The organism is Rhodopseudomonas palustris HaA2 (genome assembly GCF_000013365.1).
Lineage (GTDB): Bacteria > Pseudomonadota > Alphaproteobacteria > Rhizobiales > Xanthobacteraceae > Rhodopseudomonas > Rhodopseudomonas palustris_J.
Window position 1 is genome coordinate 2,404,992 of the sequence record NC_007778.1, and the last position, 16,944, is coordinate 2,421,935.

Consider the following 16,944-nt stretch of genomic DNA (forward strand, 5'->3'; position numbering starts at 1 on the left):
TTTCAGTATTGGAGGCGTTGCAATGAAAAGATTTGCCGTTTTTGCGGTATCAGTGATGTTTGTGAATTCCATCTCAGCCGCAGTCGCAGCAGGGGACAAAGCTTGCCAGGTTGGAAAGCTTGCCGAATGGCAACGCAACGTCGTGATTGCCGGGACCGACCGCGCGATTTTCATTGAAAAGAACAAGCTAAAGGCCGGCGAGAAAGCGGAGGATTTCGATTTCTCTTTCGGCGCAACTATCGGACAGATTTTGAGATCCGCCAATCAGTCCGACAGCAAGGCCAACAGGGTAGCCGTCGTCAAGAGTCTGATCGACAGTTTCAAGCTCACCAAAGCGCCGCACCCGCTCGGTAGTCGCGAGGTGGCGATATCACCTCGACTCAAGGAGTCTTCGATCGATCCGGCAAAGCTGCTCGACGAGAGCAGTCCTGAAGGACTGCATCCGATCGGTCTTTTCAACCGTTTCGATCAGGCTCCTGAGGATTGGCAGTATTGCGGCGAACATCGCATCGTGTTCGCCCAGGGCCAGCGCGGTGCTGATGGACTGCTGACGGGGCCGCTCGGCACACTCAATCGGTTTTTTCTGATTTTCGAAGCGGCGGTCGCCAATCCCCGTCCGGATCTTCAGAAAGAGGGATGTCGACCGGCGGCGGATCTCTGGTTAGGCTTGAAGCAGTTAGGAACCGATACGCACAAGGTCGCCGAACGGCTCCATCGGTTCTATTTCAAGGGCCTCAGCGCGCCGAATGGCGTCGTTATTCCTCCGGTGATCCACGCAAGGCACTACGGCAATCCATTCGGGCAGGTTCGCGGCAACACATTCAAGCAGCTCCCTTGGGAATTGCGAGAGTGGCACGTGGAATTGTCGACCGGGAAGTTCCTGCCGGCTCCGGTGGGAACCAATCCCCAGCCGGCGTTCTACACCCCGCCGGAGACGAATGTTTCAGGGATTGATCCCGCAGTGAAGAAGGCATTCCAGGAAGTGTTTGTAAAGAGAGTGGTCGCAGATGCGGTTGCATCGAACCAAGGTTTGGCCGACCGGCCCGCAGACGAGCAGCAGACTCATCTCGTCAACCGCAATGGGGTGCGTGGCAATTTGATCGCCGCTTTCAACGATTTTGTCAGCGATGCTGGCCCGCCACCACGCAACGATGATCCGAACCAAAGCGAAAACCGTACTGGCGCTTTTCGGGAAGCGGTCAAGAATAAGATTGATGAGTTGAAACCGCCGACGGCCGGTGGCTCGGCCTCCGGGGTCAGTATCGATGAGGTCATGAACCGCGTCGGCGCGACATCGTGCGGAGGCTGTCATCAGTTTTCGGCGAAGCAGCCGGCGAATCCGGCGGATCAAATCGGGACGAGCAGCGATAACAAGCCCATTGTATGGCCTCGAAGTCTCGGCTTCGTTCATATCGATGAGACAAGCCGACTGTCGCCGCTGCTCACCGATTTTTTCCTGGCAGACCGCTGCGAAAACTTGAACGAACTGTTTGGGAAACCGGCTCCGCCTTTCGACGAGCTGGCAGCCCGGACCCTATTCTTGACCGAAAGAACCAAGTTGCCGACTGAGATTCTGCAGGAGTTTGCCAAGACGGTGCCCAATCTCAATCAAAATCAAGTCCGCGCGCTCAACTCTGCGACCTCTCAGTTGAACAGGGATGCGCGCCAAGATGACCGCGCGCGTTTGGGCGCCTCGGGACGTATCCGACAGGCCGATTGAGGTTCTGAACCGATGACGTTTCATGTGCTGCGATCATCCGCGACGCGTGCGATGCGAGGCGCAGGAATCCGGTTCTGATCGCCTACGTCAACTGTTGCGCTTCATCGGGCGCGGTGGCTGACGTAGACCGAGCGGCTGAAGATCCGCCGTCGCCGCCTCGCCGCTTCCGGTTGAGGAATTCGCCCATCAGCCTCTGCGGTTCGCCGGTGAGGTAGGATTCCCCGAACACCTTGACCGAGAGTTCGACCGACTCGCGCAGTGGCATATCGTGCCACGCGGTCAGCAGCGCCTTCTGCGCCCGAAGCGCCTGCGGCGCGCCGGCGAGCAGCGAGGCGACCAGGCTCTCGACGGCGTCGTCGAGCGCGTCCGGCGGCGCGATCTTGTCGATCAGGCCCCAGCCCAGCGCGGTCGGCGCGTCGATCGTGTCGCCGGTCATCAGCAGCCAGCGGGTGCGGCTCCAGCCGATCAGCCGCGGCAGCAGCGCGGCGTGGATCACCGAGGGAATCCCGACCCGCACCTCCGGCATGGCGAATTTCGCGTCCGCGGTGGCGACGCGGAAGTCGCAGGCGGCGGCGACTTCCAGCCCGCCGCCGAGGCACCAGCCCGGGATTCGCGCGATCACCGGATACGGCACGGTGCGTATCGTTTCGCACAGATCGGCGAGCCCGGTGATGAAACGCTCGGCGGAGGCCTGATCCAGCGTCGCCATTTCCTTGATGTCGGCGCCGCCGATCATGCTGCGGCCGCTTTCGCCGGCGAGGATCAGCACGCGGTTCGACGCATCGGCTGCGAGTTGCGCGACACCCTGGCGCACCGCGTCGATCACCTGCGAATTCAGGATGTTGAGCGGCCCGGCGTCGCAGATCGTCAGCCGGACGACGCCGCGATCGTCGGCGGCCACGCCGCAATGGGAGTTGATCATCCGCATGGCTTTTTGGCTCTTCTCACGTTTCCCCGAGGCGCATGTCCCGGCGAAGCCGGCTGTTTGTCAAGCGCAGCCGCCCGGTCGGCGGTTTCGGCGGTGGCGTTTGCGCCGAACCGCGCTATGATATGATCAGGAACATCTGATCGGACCCGATGCGCTATTCCAAGGAACACAAGCTCGAGACCCACGCCCGCATCGTGCGGAAGGCCTCCGTGCGGCTGCGCGAGAAGGGCGCCCACGGCATCGGCGTCGCCGACCTGATGAAGGACGCCGGCCTCACCCATGGCGGGTTCTACGCGCATTTCGCTTCACGCGAGCAATTGGTGATCGAGGCGTTCGCTTACGCGATGGACCGCGCCAACGAGCGCTGGCGCAAGCTCGCCGAAGACACGCCACCGCGCGAGATGCTGGCGATCGTCGTCAACAACTACCTCTCTGCGGCACATCGCGACGACCCCGGGCGCGGCTGCGCGGTGCCGGCACTGGGCGCCGAGATCGCCCGCGAGAGCCCGAAGACGCGCCGCGCCTTCGCCGCCAAGCTCGAGCAGATGATCGCGACGATGGCGACGCGGTTCGACGACGTGCCGCCGAAAATTGCCCGCAAGCAGGCGATGGCGACGCTCGCCACCATGATGGGGGCGCTGCTGATGTCCCGTGTCGCCGGCACCGGGGAACTGTCCGACGCGATCCTCGAAGCCGGCCGTGACGCCGTGCTGGGCCGGGCGACGCCGGCGAAACCGCGCCCGGCGCGGAAGCCGGCGGCGACGGCGGTGTCCCGAACCCGCAGCAAAGCCGCTTCACCGCGCTGATCGCCGTCCGTCCCGCACCGGGATGCCGCCACTGTGCGGGCGCGGCAAGCGTTGCATTTTGGCAGGCGTCGGGCGCGCGCAGGCTCTTCCCAAAGCCCGAAAAAGCCTGTTCAAGGAAGTCCAGAAAACAGCGTTTCAGGAGGAATGGATGCGCACCATCGGGCACTTCATCGGCGGCAAAGAGGTCGAGGGGAAGTCGGGCCGTTTCGCCGACGTGTTCGAGCCGATGACCGGCGAGGTCAAGGCCAAGGTCGCGCTCGCCACCAAGGCGGAGATGCGCGCCGCGATCGAAAACGCCAAGGCCGCGCAGCCGGAATGGGGCGCCACCAACCCGCAGCGCCGCGCCCGCGTGCTGATGAAGTTCCTCGACCTGGTGCAGCGCGACTACGACAAGCTCGCCGAGTTGCTGGCGCGCGAGCACGGCAAGACCATTCCCGACGCCAAGGGCGACATCCAGCGCGGCCTCGAAGTCGCCGAATTCGCCTGCGGCATTCCGCATCTGATGAAGGGTGAATACACCGAGGGCGCCGGCCCGGGCATCGACATCTATTCGATGCGGCAACCCCTGGGAGTCGTCGCCGGCATCACCCCGTTCAACTTCCCGGCGATGATCCCGATGTGGAAGTTCGCGCCCGCCATCGCCTGCGGCAACGCCTTCATCCTGAAGCCGTCGGAGCGCGATCCCGGCGTGCCGATGGCGCTGGCCGCCCTGATGCTCGAAGCCGGCCTGCCGCCGGGCATCCTCAACGTCGTCAACGGCGACAAGGAAGCGGTCGACGCCATTCTCGACGACGCCGACATCCGCGCCGTCGGCTTCGTCGGCTCGTCGCCGATCGCGCAATACATCTACGAGCGCGCGGCGGCGACCGGCAAGCGCGCGCAGTGCTTCGGCGGCGCCAAGAACCACGCCATCATCATGCCCGACGCCGACCTGGACCAGACCGTCGACGCGCTGATCGGCGCCGGCTACGGCTCGGCCGGCGAGCGCTGCATGGCGATCTCGGTCGCGGTGCCGGTCGGCAAGTCGACCGCCGACAGGCTGATGGAAAAACTGATCCCGCGCGTCGAGGCGCTGAAGATCGGTCCCTCGACCGATCCGTCCGCCGATTTCGGCCCGCTGGTCACCAGGGAAGCGCTGGAGCGCGTCAAGACCTACGTCGAGATCGGCGTCCAGGAAGGCGCCACGCTCGCCGTCGACGGTCGCGGCTTCAAGATGCAGGGCTACGAGAACGGCTTCTACATGGGCGGCTGTCTGTTCGACAACGTCACGAAGGATATGCGGATCTACAAGGAAGAGATCTTCGGTCCGGTGCTCAGCGTGGTCCGCGCCCACGACTACGCCGAAGCGCTGGCGCTGCCGTCCGACCACGACTACGGCAACGGCGTCGCGATCTTCACCCGCGACGGCGACGCCGCGCGCGACTTCGCCGCGAAGGTGAATGTCGGCATGGTCGGCATCAACGTGCCGATCCCGGTGCCGATCGCCTACTACACGTTCGGCGGCTGGAAGAAGTCCGGCTTCGGCGACCTCAACCAGCACGGCCCGGATTCGGTGCGGTTCTATACCAAGACCAAGACCGTGACCTCGCGCTGGCCCTCCGGCGTCAAGGAAGGCGCGGAGTTCTCGATCCCGCTGATGAAGTGAGGTATGGTTCCGGCTGGATCGCAAACGCGATCCGGTCGGGTTTCGAGGAGACCTGCGATGGCCGATGCCAAAACGCGTAGTCGCGTCGCTGAAATGGAAGCCGCCTTCGAACGCCGCGCCCGTGCCAACGGACGGACGTTCGAACAGGAGGTCGAATTTCTGATCGAACGCCAGCAGCCGCTCACGCCCGAGGAGCGCGTCGCGACCATTCGCTATCTGCATTCGCGGTGTAATGGCATTCAGCCGTCCCTGACGCTCGACGAAATCAGGGAAGGTTTGATGTGACGACGTTGGTTGTCGATGCCAGCGTCGCCGTCAAATGGCTTGTCCCCGAAGAATGGTCAGATCTGGCGAGAGAACTGTCCGGCGTTCCGGACCGTCTCGTCGCACCTCGGCTGATCATGACCGAGGTGGCCAATGCGCTGGCCCGCAAAACCATGCAAGGTTTGCTCGATCGTCAGGAGGCGGCGTATCACTATCACACCTTAGCGGTCATGCTGCCCGACCTGATCGCCGTCGACGACCTGATCGCGCCAGCGTTGAACAACGCCTGCGCTCTGCGGCATCCGATCTACGACCTGATCTATCTTGAAACGGCGCGCAAGCTGGATGCCCAATTGGTCACCGCGGACCGCCGCTTCGCCGCCAAGCTCGCCGGCACCGAACACGCCCGCTACGTGACTCTTCTCTCCGACTGGCAACCCGCATGACAATGTTCGACCTCAACGAAGACCAACGCGCCATCCGCGACATGGCGCGGGATTTCGCGGCCGAGAAGATCGCGCCGCACGCGCTGCAATGGGACGAGGACAAGCACTTGCCGCTGGACGTGATCCGGCAGGCGGCGGCGCTCGGGATCGGCGGCATCTACATCCGCGATGATGTCGGCGGCAGCGCGATGACGCGGTTCGACGCGGCGCTGATCTTCGAGGCGCTGGCGGAAGGCTGCCCGGCGATCTCCGCCTTCATCTCGATCCACAACATGGCGGCGTGGATGATCGACAGCTATGGCTCCGAGGCGCAGCGGCAGCAATGGCTGCCCAAGCTGTGCAGCATGGAGCTGATCGCCAGCTATTGCCTGACCGAGCCGGGCTCGGGCTCGGACGCCGCGGCGTTGCGCACCCGCGCGGTGATCGACGGCGATCATTACGTGCTCAACGGCCAGAAGCAGTTCATCTCCGGCGCCGGCGCCAACGATCTCTATGTTGTGATGGTGCGCACCGGCGGCGACGGCCCGGGCGGGATCTCGACGCTCGTCGTCGACAAGGACACCCCCGGTCTCAGCTTTGGCGCCAACGAGCGCAAGATGGGCTGGAACGCGCAGCCGACGCGCGCGGTGATCTTCGAGAACGCCCGCGTGCCGGTCGCCAACCGGCTCGGCGACGAGGGCATCGGCTTCAAGATCGCGATGGCCGGGCTCGACGGCGGACGGCTCAACATCGGCGCCTGTTCGCTCGGCGGCGCCCAGGCGGCGCTCTCCAAGGCGCTGGACTACATGAAAGAGCGCAAAGCCTTCGGCAAACGTCTCGACGAATTCCAGGCGCTGCAGTTCCGGCTCGCCGACATGGCGACCGAGCTGGAAGCCGCGCGGACGCTGCTGTGGCGCGCCGCCGCCGCGCTCGACCGCAAGGATGCCGACGCCACCAAGCTGTGCGCGATGGCCAAGCGCTTCGCCACCGACACCGGCTTCAACGTCGCCAACGACGCGCTGCAGATGCACGGCGGCTACGGCTATCTCGCCGAGTACGGCGTCGAGAAGATCGTGCGCGATCTGCGCGTGCACCAGATCCTCGAAGGCACCAACGAGATCATGCGGCTGATCGTGTCGCGCAAGCTGCTCGAGGAGAACCGATGAATATAGCGGTCACTGAGCCGGACCTGATCGTCCGGCGCGAGGGCGCAGCCGGCGTGGTCCGCCTCAACCGGCCGAAAGCGCTGAATGCGCTGACGCTGGAGATGGCGCGCGGCCTCGACGCCGCGTTGACCGAGTTCGAGGCCGATCCGGCCATCGCGTTGATCCTGATCGAAGGCGCCGGTGAGCGCGGCCTGTGCGCCGGCGGCGACATCGTCGGGCTGTACAACAGCGCGCGCGAAGGCGGCGATCTCGGCAAAGTGTTCTGGCGCGAAGAATACGTCATGAACGCGCGGATCGCGAAATTTCCCAAGCCCTATGTCGCCTATATGGATGGCTTCGTGATGGGCGGCGGCGTCGGCATCGCTGGTCACGGCAGCCATCGCATCGTCACCGACAAGACCAAGATCGCAATGCCGGAAGTCGGCATCGGCTTCTTCCCCGATGTCGGCGGCACCTGGCTGCTGTCGCGCGCGCCCGGCGAGATCGGCACCTATTTCGGCCTCACCGGCGAGACCATGAACGGCGCCGACGCGATCCACACGAGGTTTGCGGATGCGTTCGTGCCGGCATCCGCATGGCCTGAACTCCGCGCCGCGCTGACGACGGCGTCGGCCGACGCCCACGCCGACAATGTCCGCGGCATTCTCGCGCGATTCACGATGACACCCGAAGCCGGGCCGGCGCAGCGTCACGCGCAGCAGATCGACCAATGGTTCGCCCACGATACCGTCGAGGCGATCTTCGCGGATCTCGAGCGCGACCGCTCGGACTTCGCGCAGGCGACGCTGAAAGCGCTGCGGGCCAAGTCGCCGACCAGCCTCAAGGTCGCGCTGAAGCTGTTGCGGATCGCGCGTGACGCGGCGTCGCTCGAAGACTGCCTGGTGCACGAATATCGCGCCGCGCTGCAGGTGTTCGTGAGCTATGATTTCGTCGAGGGCATTCGCGCCGCGGTGATCGACAAGGACCGCGCGCCGAAATGGCGGCCGGCGACGATCGAGGAGGTGACGCCGGACATCGTGGCGCGCTACTTTGACGATCGCGGCGACGACGAGCTGAAATTGCCGGACTGAAGAGCCGGGCCCGCCGACAACAAGAAGGGGAGGACTATGACGACAATCGCATTCATCGGTCTCGGCAATATGGGCGGGCCGATGGCCGCCAATCTGGTCAAGGCCGGGCGCACCGTCACCGGCTTCGATCTGTCGGCCGACTCCTGCGACGCAGCCAAGGCCGACGGCGTCGCGATCGCGAATTCCGCGGTCGACGCGGTGCAGGGCGCCAGCGTGATCGTCACCATGCTGCCCGCCGGCAAGCACGTGCTCGCGGTCTGGAACGAAATCCTGCCGCATGCGGCCCCGGGCTCGCTGATCATCGACTGCTCGACCATCGACGTCGAAAGCGCCGTGCAGGCGCATACGCTGGCGGCGAAGGGCGGCATCGCCTCGATCGACGCGCCGGTCTCCGGCGGCACCGGCGGCGCCAAGGCGGCGACGCTGACCTTCATGGCCGGCGGCAGCGAGGCGGCATTCGCCGCGGCCAAGCCGGTGCTGGAACAGATGGGCAAGAAGATCGTGCATTGCGGCGGCGCCGGCGCCGGGCAGGCGGCGAAGATCTGCAACAACATGATCCTCGGCATTTCGATGATCGCGGTCGGCGAGGCGTTCACGCTGGCCGAAAAGCTCGGCCTGTCGCATCAGGCGCTGTTCGACGTCGCCTCGACCTCCTCGGGGCAGTGCTGGTCGCTGACGACCTATTGCCCGGTGCCCGGCCCGGTGCCGACCTCGCCGGCCAACAACGGCTACAAGCCCGGCTTCGCGGCGGCCTTGATGCTGAAGGATCTGAAGCTGGCGCAGGAGGCCGCGCAGACCTCCGGCGCCGCGACGCCGCTCGGCGCCCACGCCGCCGAGCTCTACGCCGCGTTCGAACAGGCCGGCAACGGCGGCACCGATTTTTCCGGGATCATCAACTACCTGCGCGAGCAGGGGCGGAAGTAATTGGTCGCTGCCGCTACCACTGAATCGTCATCCTGAGGTGCGAGCCCGTTTGGGCGAGCCTCGAAGGATGCGGAGAAGAGTGCAGGCGGCCCATCCTTCGAGACGCCCGGCCTCGCTCTGCGAGCGACGCCAGGCTCCTCAGGATGACGCCGGTTTGCGTAGCAGATGCTGTCTCCTTGCGACGAGGGCGCCATGACGACATTCCAACAGGCCCGTTCCTTCCTGCTCGACCATCGCACCGACTACTCCGCCGCCGTCGCGGGTTTCCGCTGGCCCGATCCGGTGCCGTTCAACTGGGCGCTCGACTGGTTCGATGCCGAGTTGGCGACGTCCGGCAGCCGTAACCGTCCCGCGCTGTGGATCGTCGACGGCACCACCGGCCGGGAGGAGAAGCCGAGCTTCGCGCATCTGTCGAAGCGCTCGAACCAGGTCGCGAACTATCTGCGTGCCAAGGGCCTGAAGCGCGGCGATCACCTGCTGCTGCTGCTCGGCAACGTCGTGCCGTTGTGGGAGGTGATGCTGGCGGCGATCAAGCTCGGCCTCGTCACCATCCCGGCGACCACGCTGCTGACGCCGGACGAGTTGCGCGACCGGCTCGAGCGCGGCCGCGCCAAGGCGGTGGTCGCTGCGCCCGACCAGATCGCCAAATTCAAGGGCCTCGGCGGCGACGATCTGCTGCGCGTCGTGGTCGGCGACGCCCAGGACGGCTGGCTCAATTACGACGGAACCGCGCTGCAGCCCGACGTCTTCACGCCGGACGGGCCGACGCAGGCTGACGATCCGATGCTGCTGTATTTCACCTCCGGCACCACGGCGAAGCCGAAGCTGGTGCGGCACAGCCAGCGCAGCTATCCGGTCGGCGCGCTGTCGACGATGTTCTGGCTCGGGCTGCAGCCCGGCGACGTGCATCTCAACATCTCGTCGCCGGGCTGGGCCAAGCACGCCTGGAGCTGCTTGTTCGCGCCGTGGAACGCCGGCGCCACCGTGTTCGTCGTCAACCAGCCGCGGTTCGACGCCAAGAGTCTCTTGGCGACGATCGGCCGCTGCGGCGTCACCACGCTGTGCGCGCCGCCGACGGTGTGGCGGATGTTCATTCAGGAGAAGCTCGCGGACTATCAAGTGTCGCTGCGCGAGGTCTGCGGCGCCGGCGAGCCGCTCAATCCGGAAGTGATCGATCAGGTCAAGGCCGCCTGGGGCCTCACCATCCGCGATGGCTACGGCCAGACCGAGACCACCGCGATGGTTGGCAATTCGCCGGGGCAGGCAGTGAAGATCGGCTCGATGGGCCGGCCGATGCCGGGCTACGTCGTCAAGATCACCGATGCGGACGGTCATCCGGCCAAGGAAGGCGAGATCACGCTGGCGCTGGGCGACGCGCGCCCGGCCGGCCTGATGCAGGGTTATCAAAGCGAGGGCGGCAAGCTCTCGGGCGCCGACGGCGACATCTATCGCTCCGGCGACGTCGCCTTCGCCGACGACGACGGCTATCTCACCTTCGTCGGCCGCACCGACGACGTGTTCAAATCGTCGGACTATCGGATCTCGCCGTTCGAACTGGAGAGCGTGCTGCTCGAACACGATGCCGTCGCCGAAGCCGCGGTGGTGCCGAGCCCGGACCCGATCAAGCTGGCGATCCCGAAGGCCTATGTGCTGCTGACGGCGGACGCGGAGCGCTCGCGCGACACCGCGCTGTCGATCTTCCGCCACATGCAGGCGCGGATGGCGCCGTTCAAGCGCATCCGCAAGCTCGAACTGGTCACCGAACTGCCGAAGACGATCTCGGGCAAAATCCGCCGCGTGCATCTGCGCCGCATCGAGCACGAGCACGACCAGACCGACTCGTTGCGCGGCGTCGAGTTTCGCGAAGAGGATTTCCCCGAGTTGAAAGCCGCGCCGACGCAGGAGGGGTGAGGGCGGAGCGTACGTGCACCGTACTCTCGTTCGTCATTCCGGGATGCGCCCGCAGGGCGCAGGCCCGGAATCCATAACCCCCATCCTATCGTTTTGATCAAAGTGTGCCACCGCCATGCCTCACCGCCACTGCTGCGGCGGATGGATTCCGGGCTCGCCGCTGCGCGGCGCCCCGGAATGACGGGGTGAGGTGTCACTAGCACGGCGAGATTCCGGGTTCGCGAGCTGGCGCTCGCGCCCCGGAATGACGGCGATTGTTGCCGGTCCGCTCGATGAGCGCGCTTGCCGCTTACTTGTATTCCCGTTCGTCCCACCACGGGAAATACGCCGGCATGTCGCTCGTCACCTTGTTCTTGAACTGCGCCGGGCGTTTCTCCAGGAACGAGCTGACGCCTTCCTTGACGTCGTCGGAGCGGCCGCGCTCGTAGATGCCGCGGCTGTCGATCTTGTGGGCTTCCATCGGATCGTCGGCGCCGAGCATCCGCCACATCATCTGCCGGATCAGTGCCACCGACACCGGCGCGGTCTTGGCGGCGATCTCCTTGGCCAGCGTGCGCGCGGTCGCGAGTAACTGATCGGCCGGCACCACGCGGCTGACGAGCTTGCCGTCGAGCGCTTCCTGCGCCGGGAACACGCGGCCGGTGTAGCACCACTCCAAAGCCTGAGCGATGCCGACGATGCGCGGCAGGAACCAGCTCGAGGCGGCCTCCGGCACGATGCCACGCTGCGAGAACACGAAGCCGAACCGCGCGGCTTCGGAGGCAATGCGGATGTCCATCGCCAGCTGCATGGTGACGCCGATGCCGACCGCGGGGCCGTTGACGGCCGCGATCACCGGCTTCAGGCATTTGAAGATCCGCAGCGTCACCTGGCCGCCGCCGTCGCGCACCTGCGGGTCGGCGTAGTCGACCGAACCGTCGGCATTGCGCCGCACCGGGCCGCGGCGGGCGTCGCGATCGAAGGTGTCGGCGCCGGACGACAGATCGGCGCCGGCACAGAACGCACGGCCTTCGCCGGTGACGATCACGGCGCGAATATCGTCGTCGGCATCGGCCCTGTCGAACGCCTCGATCAGCTCGCGCTGCATCGCCGGGTTGAACGCGTTGAGCTTCTCCGGCCGGTTCAGCGTGATGGTGAGAATCTGCTCGGCGACCTCGTATTTGATCGTCTCGAACGGCATCTGGTTTCCTCCAGCGTGTTCTTGTTTATGAATCGTCATGGCCGGGCTTGACCCGGCCATCCATCCTTTATGAAGGAGATGGATGCGCGGGTCGAGCCCGCGCATGACACCGTGCGTGCGGCGAAACGCGTGCCTAGCGCGGCACGGTCGGCCACGGCTTCTGCGCCTCGCGCAGGCCCTCGAACGCCTTCGCCATCCGCAGCACGCCGAGATCGTCGAAGCGTCGGCCGACGATCTGCACGCCGATCGGAAAGCCGTTCGAACTGTAGCCGCCATTGATCGACGCCGCCGGATTCTCCGACATATTCCACGGCACGGTATAGAGGATGTGGTCGAACGGAATCTCCGGATCGTCGAGCGGCGAGGGCAGCTCGGCAGGGAAGCTCACCACCGGCGCCACCGGCGAGATCAAATAGTCGATCTCGGCGAACAGTTTCGCCGCCATCGCCCGCACCGCCATGGTCTGGTTGAAGCCGCGCATCACCTCGACGCCGCTGAGCGTCGCGCCGCGCTCGGCCCAGCGCACGATGTAGGGCAGCACCTGCGCGCGCTGCGCCTCGCTGAGCTTGGAGACGTCGTCCCACATCCGCGCCCGCCAGAAATTGTCGAGCCCGTCCATCATCTCGCGGGTGAAGCCGAGCGACACCTCGCGCACGATCGCGCCCTGCGCCTCGAAGGTTCGCGCGGCATCGGTGACGACGCGGCGCACCTCGTCGTCGAGCTTCATGCCGAAGCCGAGATCGGTGACGAGGCCGATGGTCTTGCCGCGCAGATCGGTCGCCAGATCGTGCCAGGCGAAATCGTTCGGCGGCAGGTTCATGCCGTCGCGCGCATCGGGCAGCGACAGCACGCTCATCATCAGCGCGGAATCGTCGACGGTGCGTGTCATCGGCCCGGCGCAGCGGCCGACATAAGGCGGATCGATCGGCACGCGGCCGAGCGACGGCTTCAGCGCGAACAGGCCGCACCAGTTCGCCGGCAGCCGCACCGAGCCGCCGATGTCGGTGCCGAGATGCAGCGGCCCGTAGCCCGCAGCCCCCGCTGCGCCCGCGCCGGAGGACGAGCCGCCGGTGTTTTGCGTGGTGTCCCACGGATTGCGGGTGACGCCGTGGAAGCTCGACAGGCCGGACGACAGCATGCCGAAATCCGGCATCGTCGTCTTGGTCCAGAGGATCGCACCGGCCTCGCGCAGCCGCGCCGCCGGTGGCGCATCGACCGACGCCGGCGTCGGCGCGGTGACCGGCACGCCGAGCGGAATCGGCACGCCCTTGGTCGCGACGTTCTCCTTGATCGTCACCGGCACGCCGTCGAGCACGCCCTGCGGTTCGCCCTTGTGCCAGCGCTCGGTCGATTGCTTCGCCGCGGCGCGGGCGCCGTCCGGATCGAACGCATACAGCGCGTTGAGATGCGGCTCCCAGCGCTGCGCCTGGGCGATGACGTCGTCGATCACCTCCGACGGCGAGAACTGTTTGGCGTAGTAGCCGGCCAGCAGTTCGGTGGCGCTGAGGTCGTGCAGCGCGGTGGTCTTGCTCGTCAAACCGTCAGACATTGGCGGCCACCGGCAGACGGGTTTCGATGATCCGCGCGAACATCGATGCGCCGATCGGCAGGATCTTGTCGTCGAGCACGTAGCCGGGATTGTGCACCGGCACGTCGCCGTCATGGCCGACCCAGAAGTAAGCGCCGGGGATCGCCTGCAGCATGTCGGCGAAATCCTCGCTGCCCATCTTCGGCTGCGAGCGGGTGATGACATTGGCCTCGCCGACCACGCTGCGCGCGACTTCGGCGACCACCTCGCTCTGCGCCTGCTGATTCACCAGCACGCTGAAGATGTCGCGGATCTCGACCTTGATTTCGACGTCGAACGCCGCCGCGATGCCGGCGGCCAGCGCCCGCATCCGCTCGCGCACCAGCTTGCGCACGTCGTCGGAGAAGGCGCGGACGGTGCCGGCGAGCCGCGCTTCGCCGGGGATGACGTTATAGGCCGAGCCGGAATGGATCTGGGTGATCGACAGCACCGCCGATTGCAACGGATCGACGTTGCGGCTGACGATGGTCTGCAGCGCTTGCCCCAGCGTCATCGCGATCACCACGGGGTCCTTGGAGCGCTCCGGCATCGCGCCGTGGGCGCCGTAGCCCGAGATGGTGATGTCGAAGAAGTCGGCTCCGGCCATTGCCGGCCCGGGCAGGATCGCGATCTCGCCATGGGCCAGGTCGGGGGCGTTGTGCAGGCCGTAGAGTTCGTCGCAGGGGAATTTCTGGAACAGCCCGTCCTTCAGCATCGCGCGCGCGCCGCCGAGGCCTTCCTCGGCCGGCTGGAAGATGAAATGCACGGTGCCGTCGAAATTGCGGGTCTCGGCGAGATACCGCGCGGTGCCGAGCAGCATGGTGGTGTGGGCGTCATGGCCGCAGCCGTGGAAGCGGCCGGGAATGGTCGAGCGCCACGCCAGATTGGTGTGCTCCTCCATCGGCAGCGCATCCATGTCGGCGCGCAGGCCGATGCGGCGGCCTGCCGAGCCTTTGCCCTTCAGCACGCCGACCACGCCGGTGCCGCCGAGCCCGCGATGCACCTCGATGCCCCATTGGTCGAGCTTTTCGGCGACGATGTTGGAGGTGCGGACCTCCTCGAAGCCGATTTCCGGATGCATGTGGAGATCGCGGCGGATCGCGGTCAGTTCGTCGGCGAAGGCATCGATACGGTCGATGGTCGGCATGTCGGGGGTCACCTTTGGGGTCGCAGATGTGAATCGCGGGTTGCTGCGCAGCGTGCGGCCGAGAGCGGCTGCGGCCTGCATGCAAGGATCGGGCAAAGCGCCGGAGGCGTCCCGCAATCGAAGCGGGACGCCGGCCCGGCGCGGGGGACGACGGCCGGCATCTCAGCCGATAATGCGGGGCAATGTCAAAACACGAGGGCGGCGCAGCCACGGCGCCGCTGCAACCCCGCTTTGCGTTGCGCCGCGCCCTCGACTATGAATGCGGCGCTCTGGCGCGCAAGCAGGCATCGCGGCCACCGCGCGGGGCAGGCCTTCGGCGTGATGCGCTGCGGCGTCGAACGTTCGGGACCGGCGTCACGCCGCCCGCCGCGAACGATGTCGCCGGCGTTCCTCGCAGCCCGAACGGCCCAAAGCGGACGTGGCGAAACTGGTAGACGCAAGGGACTTAAAATCCCTCGATGGCAACGTCGTGCGGGTTCGACCCCCGCCGTCCGCACCAAAGACGTATGGCGGTGTGATCAGTCCAGCTTCAGGTGATAACGGCTATAGCGCAGTTCACCCGTCCGGGTGAGGGCTTCCTTTGCAACGAGGTCTTGCAGATCACGCGTGGCGGTGGAGCGGGTCGCCTTGGTGATGGTGATATAGTTCTCGGCGCTCATGCCGCCTTTGAAGCCTTCGATCCCTTCCTCGAACATGCGCGCGATGGCCTTCTCTTGTCTGTCGTTCAATTGGCCGCGCAGGCGCTCGTAGAATCGAGTCTTGGCCAGGGAGAAATCGACCCGCTTGTTGGTGTTGTCCTGAGCTTCAAGGACCGTCTTCCCGAAATAGACCAGCCAGTCGGTGGCCTCGGTCGACTTGTTATTGTGCTCCAACGCGTCGTAGTAGGCTTTCCGCTTGCGTTGGATGGTGTAGGCGAGGGCGATGAGCGTCGGCTGGTTGAGGTTTTGGGCCAGTGATTTTTCAGCCAAGGCACGCCCGATCCGTCCGTTGCCATCTTCAAACGGGTGAATGCTGACAAAGTAGAGGTGAGCAAGCCCGGCGCGTGTGAGCGCGGGCAGCGCTTGGGGGCCATCGGGAGCGGTTTCGTTGAACCAATCGATGAAAGCCGTCATCTCCTCCGTCACGCGCTCAGACGGCGGTGCTTCGAAGTGGACTCTACGATGCGCGATCGGTCCCGACACGACCTGCATGGGATCGGTGTGAGTCCTGTAGGCGCCAACCACCCGAATCGAGTTCGTTCCCGCCATGAGCATCTGGTGCCACCCGAACAGCGTCTCATGGGTGAGAGGCTCGGCGAATCTGCGATACAGATCGGCCATCATCTCAGCGATGCCGCGTTCGGCCGCTGGCACGTCAGGTCGATCCTTCGCGAGGCCGAACTGATAGCGAAGCGAGGACTGCACGCTATCGCGGCTCAGGATCTCCCCTTCGATCTCGGAGGTCTTGAGGGCTTCCTCGCTGATCAAGTCGATGCGGAGGTTGGTCTGTTCATCCTGGCTGACATGTTTGAAGGCTCCGATAAACTCTCCGGAGCGCAAGAGAAAATCGCTTTCAAACTTCTCTAACCCTCTGGCTTCGTAAGAAAATACGGGCCAGTTCGGGTCCTCCCAATTCCAGGGCATGAGCTATAGAACTCCTTTCTATAGCCCAGTATTGGAAGGAAAATGAGTTATAGCAAGGCATTCTATGCCTCATCCGGCGAGCGAGCGCGTTCCGGCTCGCTATCCGATCCCCTTCACCATATGCACCACCCTTGCCCCGTTGGCGCGGGTCTCCAGCCGCTCCCGTGCGTAGCCGAGCGACGCGTAGAGCCGGACGTTCTCGTCGAAGCGCTCGTTGGTGTAGAGCCGCAGCGTGTCGCGGCCGGCGGCGCGGGCGAGTTGTTCGGCGAGCGCCAGCAGGCGGCGGCCGTGGCCGCGCTTCTGGGCGTCGGGGGAGACCGCGACGTTGACGATCAAGAGGTCGTCGTCGCGCAGCTCGGTCTCGATCAGCGCCGCCAGCACACCGTCGGACTCCAGCAGATCGAAGCGATGCTGCGTGATTGCCACCGCATAGTCGGCGAGCATCGGCAGCGGCGCGTAGCCGATCAGTGCCTCCCATTTGGCATAGGCGCGCATGGTGAGATCGGTGATCGCCGCCACGTCATCGTCGGTGGCGCGCCGGATCAGGTCGGACATGCGATGCCTTTCGC

The 16,944-nt window shown here is 65.5% G+C and carries 15 protein-coding genes and 1 tRNA gene; 10 read left to right on the forward strand and 6 right to left on the reverse strand.

Annotation, left to right across the window (positions count from 1 at the left end):
* The first annotated feature begins 22 nt into the window (after positions 1 to 22).
* Positions 23 to 1,720: a hypothetical protein gene (locus tag RPB_RS10630; RefSeq protein ID WP_011441008.1), complete on the forward strand. Its 1,698-nt coding sequence runs from the start codon at positions 23 to 25 to the stop codon at positions 1,718 to 1,720.
* 82 nt (positions 1,721 to 1,802) lie between these two features.
* On the opposite strand, the gene RPB_RS10635 is transcribed toward RPB_RS10630, so the two are convergent.
* Positions 1,803 to 2,648, reverse strand: a complete 846-nt coding sequence (locus RPB_RS10635) for an enoyl-CoA hydratase (RefSeq protein ID WP_011441009.1) — start codon at positions 2,646 to 2,648, stop codon at positions 1,803 to 1,805.
* Positions 2,649 to 2,797: 149 nt separating this feature from the next.
* On the opposite strand from RPB_RS10635, the gene RPB_RS10640 reads away from it, so the two are divergent.
* The 8 genes from RPB_RS10640 (at position 2,798) to RPB_RS10675 (ending at position 10,859) form a co-directional block, all read left to right on the forward strand.
* On the forward strand, positions 2,798 to 3,454 hold the full coding sequence (locus RPB_RS10640; protein WP_011441010.1) for a TetR/AcrR family transcriptional regulator: 657 nt from the start codon (positions 2,798 to 2,800) through the stop codon (positions 3,452 to 3,454).
* A gap of 148 nt (positions 3,455 to 3,602) precedes the next feature.
* Entirely contained in the window at positions 3,603 to 5,099 is a 1,497-nt protein-coding gene (locus tag RPB_RS10645) for a CoA-acylating methylmalonate-semialdehyde dehydrogenase (protein ID WP_011441011.1), read from the forward strand.
* A 57-nt stretch (positions 5,100 to 5,156) separates the two neighbouring features.
* A complete protein-coding gene (locus RPB_RS10650) occupies positions 5,157 to 5,384 on the forward strand; it encodes a hypothetical protein (RefSeq protein WP_041798191.1) in 228 nt (75 codons plus the stop codon).
* Positions 5,381 to 5,809 (forward strand): type II toxin-antitoxin system VapC family toxin, encoded by a 429-nt coding sequence (locus RPB_RS10655; RefSeq protein WP_011441013.1) that lies wholly within the window; start codon positions 5,381 to 5,383, stop codon positions 5,807 to 5,809. Before RPB_RS10650 ends, RPB_RS10655 begins: the two co-directional genes overlap by 4 nt.
* The gene (locus tag RPB_RS10660; RefSeq protein ID WP_011441014.1) at positions 5,806 to 6,954 is read left to right on the forward strand and encodes an isobutyryl-CoA dehydrogenase; all 1,149 of its coding nucleotides are present in this window, start codon (positions 5,806 to 5,808) and stop codon (positions 6,952 to 6,954) included. Before RPB_RS10655 ends, RPB_RS10660 begins: the two co-directional genes overlap by 4 nt.
* The gene (locus RPB_RS10665; RefSeq protein ID WP_011441015.1) at positions 6,951 to 8,024 is read left to right on the forward strand and encodes an enoyl-CoA hydratase/isomerase family protein; all 1,074 of its coding nucleotides are present in this window, start codon (positions 6,951 to 6,953) and stop codon (positions 8,022 to 8,024) included. Before RPB_RS10660 ends, RPB_RS10665 begins: the two co-directional genes overlap by 4 nt.
* A gap of 36 nt (positions 8,025 to 8,060) precedes the next feature.
* Entirely contained in the window at positions 8,061 to 8,948 is an 888-nt protein-coding gene (mmsB, locus tag RPB_RS10670; protein ID WP_011441016.1) for a 3-hydroxyisobutyrate dehydrogenase, read from the forward strand.
* A 192-nt stretch (positions 8,949 to 9,140) separates the two neighbouring features.
* Entirely contained in the window at positions 9,141 to 10,859 is a 1,719-nt protein-coding gene (locus tag RPB_RS10675) for an AMP-binding protein (RefSeq protein WP_011441017.1), read from the forward strand.
* 289 nt (positions 10,860 to 11,148) lie between these two features.
* Here RPB_RS10675 and RPB_RS10680 read toward each other — a convergent pair whose 3' ends face one another.
* The 3 genes from RPB_RS10680 to RPB_RS10690 form a co-directional block, all read right to left on the reverse strand.
* Positions 11,149 to 12,039 carry a crotonase/enoyl-CoA hydratase family protein gene (locus tag RPB_RS10680; RefSeq protein ID WP_041798192.1) on the reverse strand — a complete coding sequence of 297 codons (891 nt, stop codon included), beginning with the start codon at positions 12,037 to 12,039 and terminating at the stop codon, positions 11,149 to 11,151.
* 133 nt (positions 12,040 to 12,172) lie between these two features.
* Positions 12,173 to 13,588 carry an amidase gene (locus RPB_RS10685; RefSeq protein ID WP_011441019.1) on the reverse strand — a complete coding sequence of 472 codons (1,416 nt, stop codon included), beginning with the start codon at positions 13,586 to 13,588 and terminating at the stop codon, positions 12,173 to 12,175.
* Positions 13,581 to 14,753 carry a M20 aminoacylase family protein gene (locus RPB_RS10690; RefSeq protein ID WP_011441020.1) on the reverse strand — a complete coding sequence of 391 codons (1,173 nt, stop codon included), beginning with the start codon at positions 14,751 to 14,753 and terminating at the stop codon, positions 13,581 to 13,583. The genes RPB_RS10685 and RPB_RS10690 overlap by 8 nt, the downstream gene beginning before the upstream one ends.
* Positions 14,754 to 15,165: 412 nt before the next feature.
* Between RPB_RS10690 and RPB_RS10695 the strand changes: the two genes are divergently transcribed.
* Positions 15,166 to 15,252: transfer RNA gene (locus RPB_RS10695), tRNA-Leu, on the forward strand.
* Positions 15,253 to 15,271: 19 nt separating this feature from the next.
* Here the strand turns inward: RPB_RS10695 and RPB_RS10700 are convergent.
* Both RPB_RS10700 and RPB_RS10705 read right to left on the reverse strand, forming a co-directional pair.
* Positions 15,272 to 16,375 carry a Fic family protein gene (locus RPB_RS10700; RefSeq protein ID WP_011441021.1) on the reverse strand — a complete coding sequence of 368 codons (1,104 nt, stop codon included), beginning with the start codon at positions 16,373 to 16,375 and terminating at the stop codon, positions 15,272 to 15,274.
* Positions 16,376 to 16,474: 99 nt separating this feature from the next.
* Complete coding sequence (locus tag RPB_RS10705; RefSeq protein ID WP_011441022.1) at positions 16,475 to 16,930, reverse strand: GNAT family N-acetyltransferase; 456 nt, start codon at positions 16,928 to 16,930, stop codon at positions 16,475 to 16,477.
* Positions 16,931 to 16,944 lie beyond the last annotated feature (14 nt).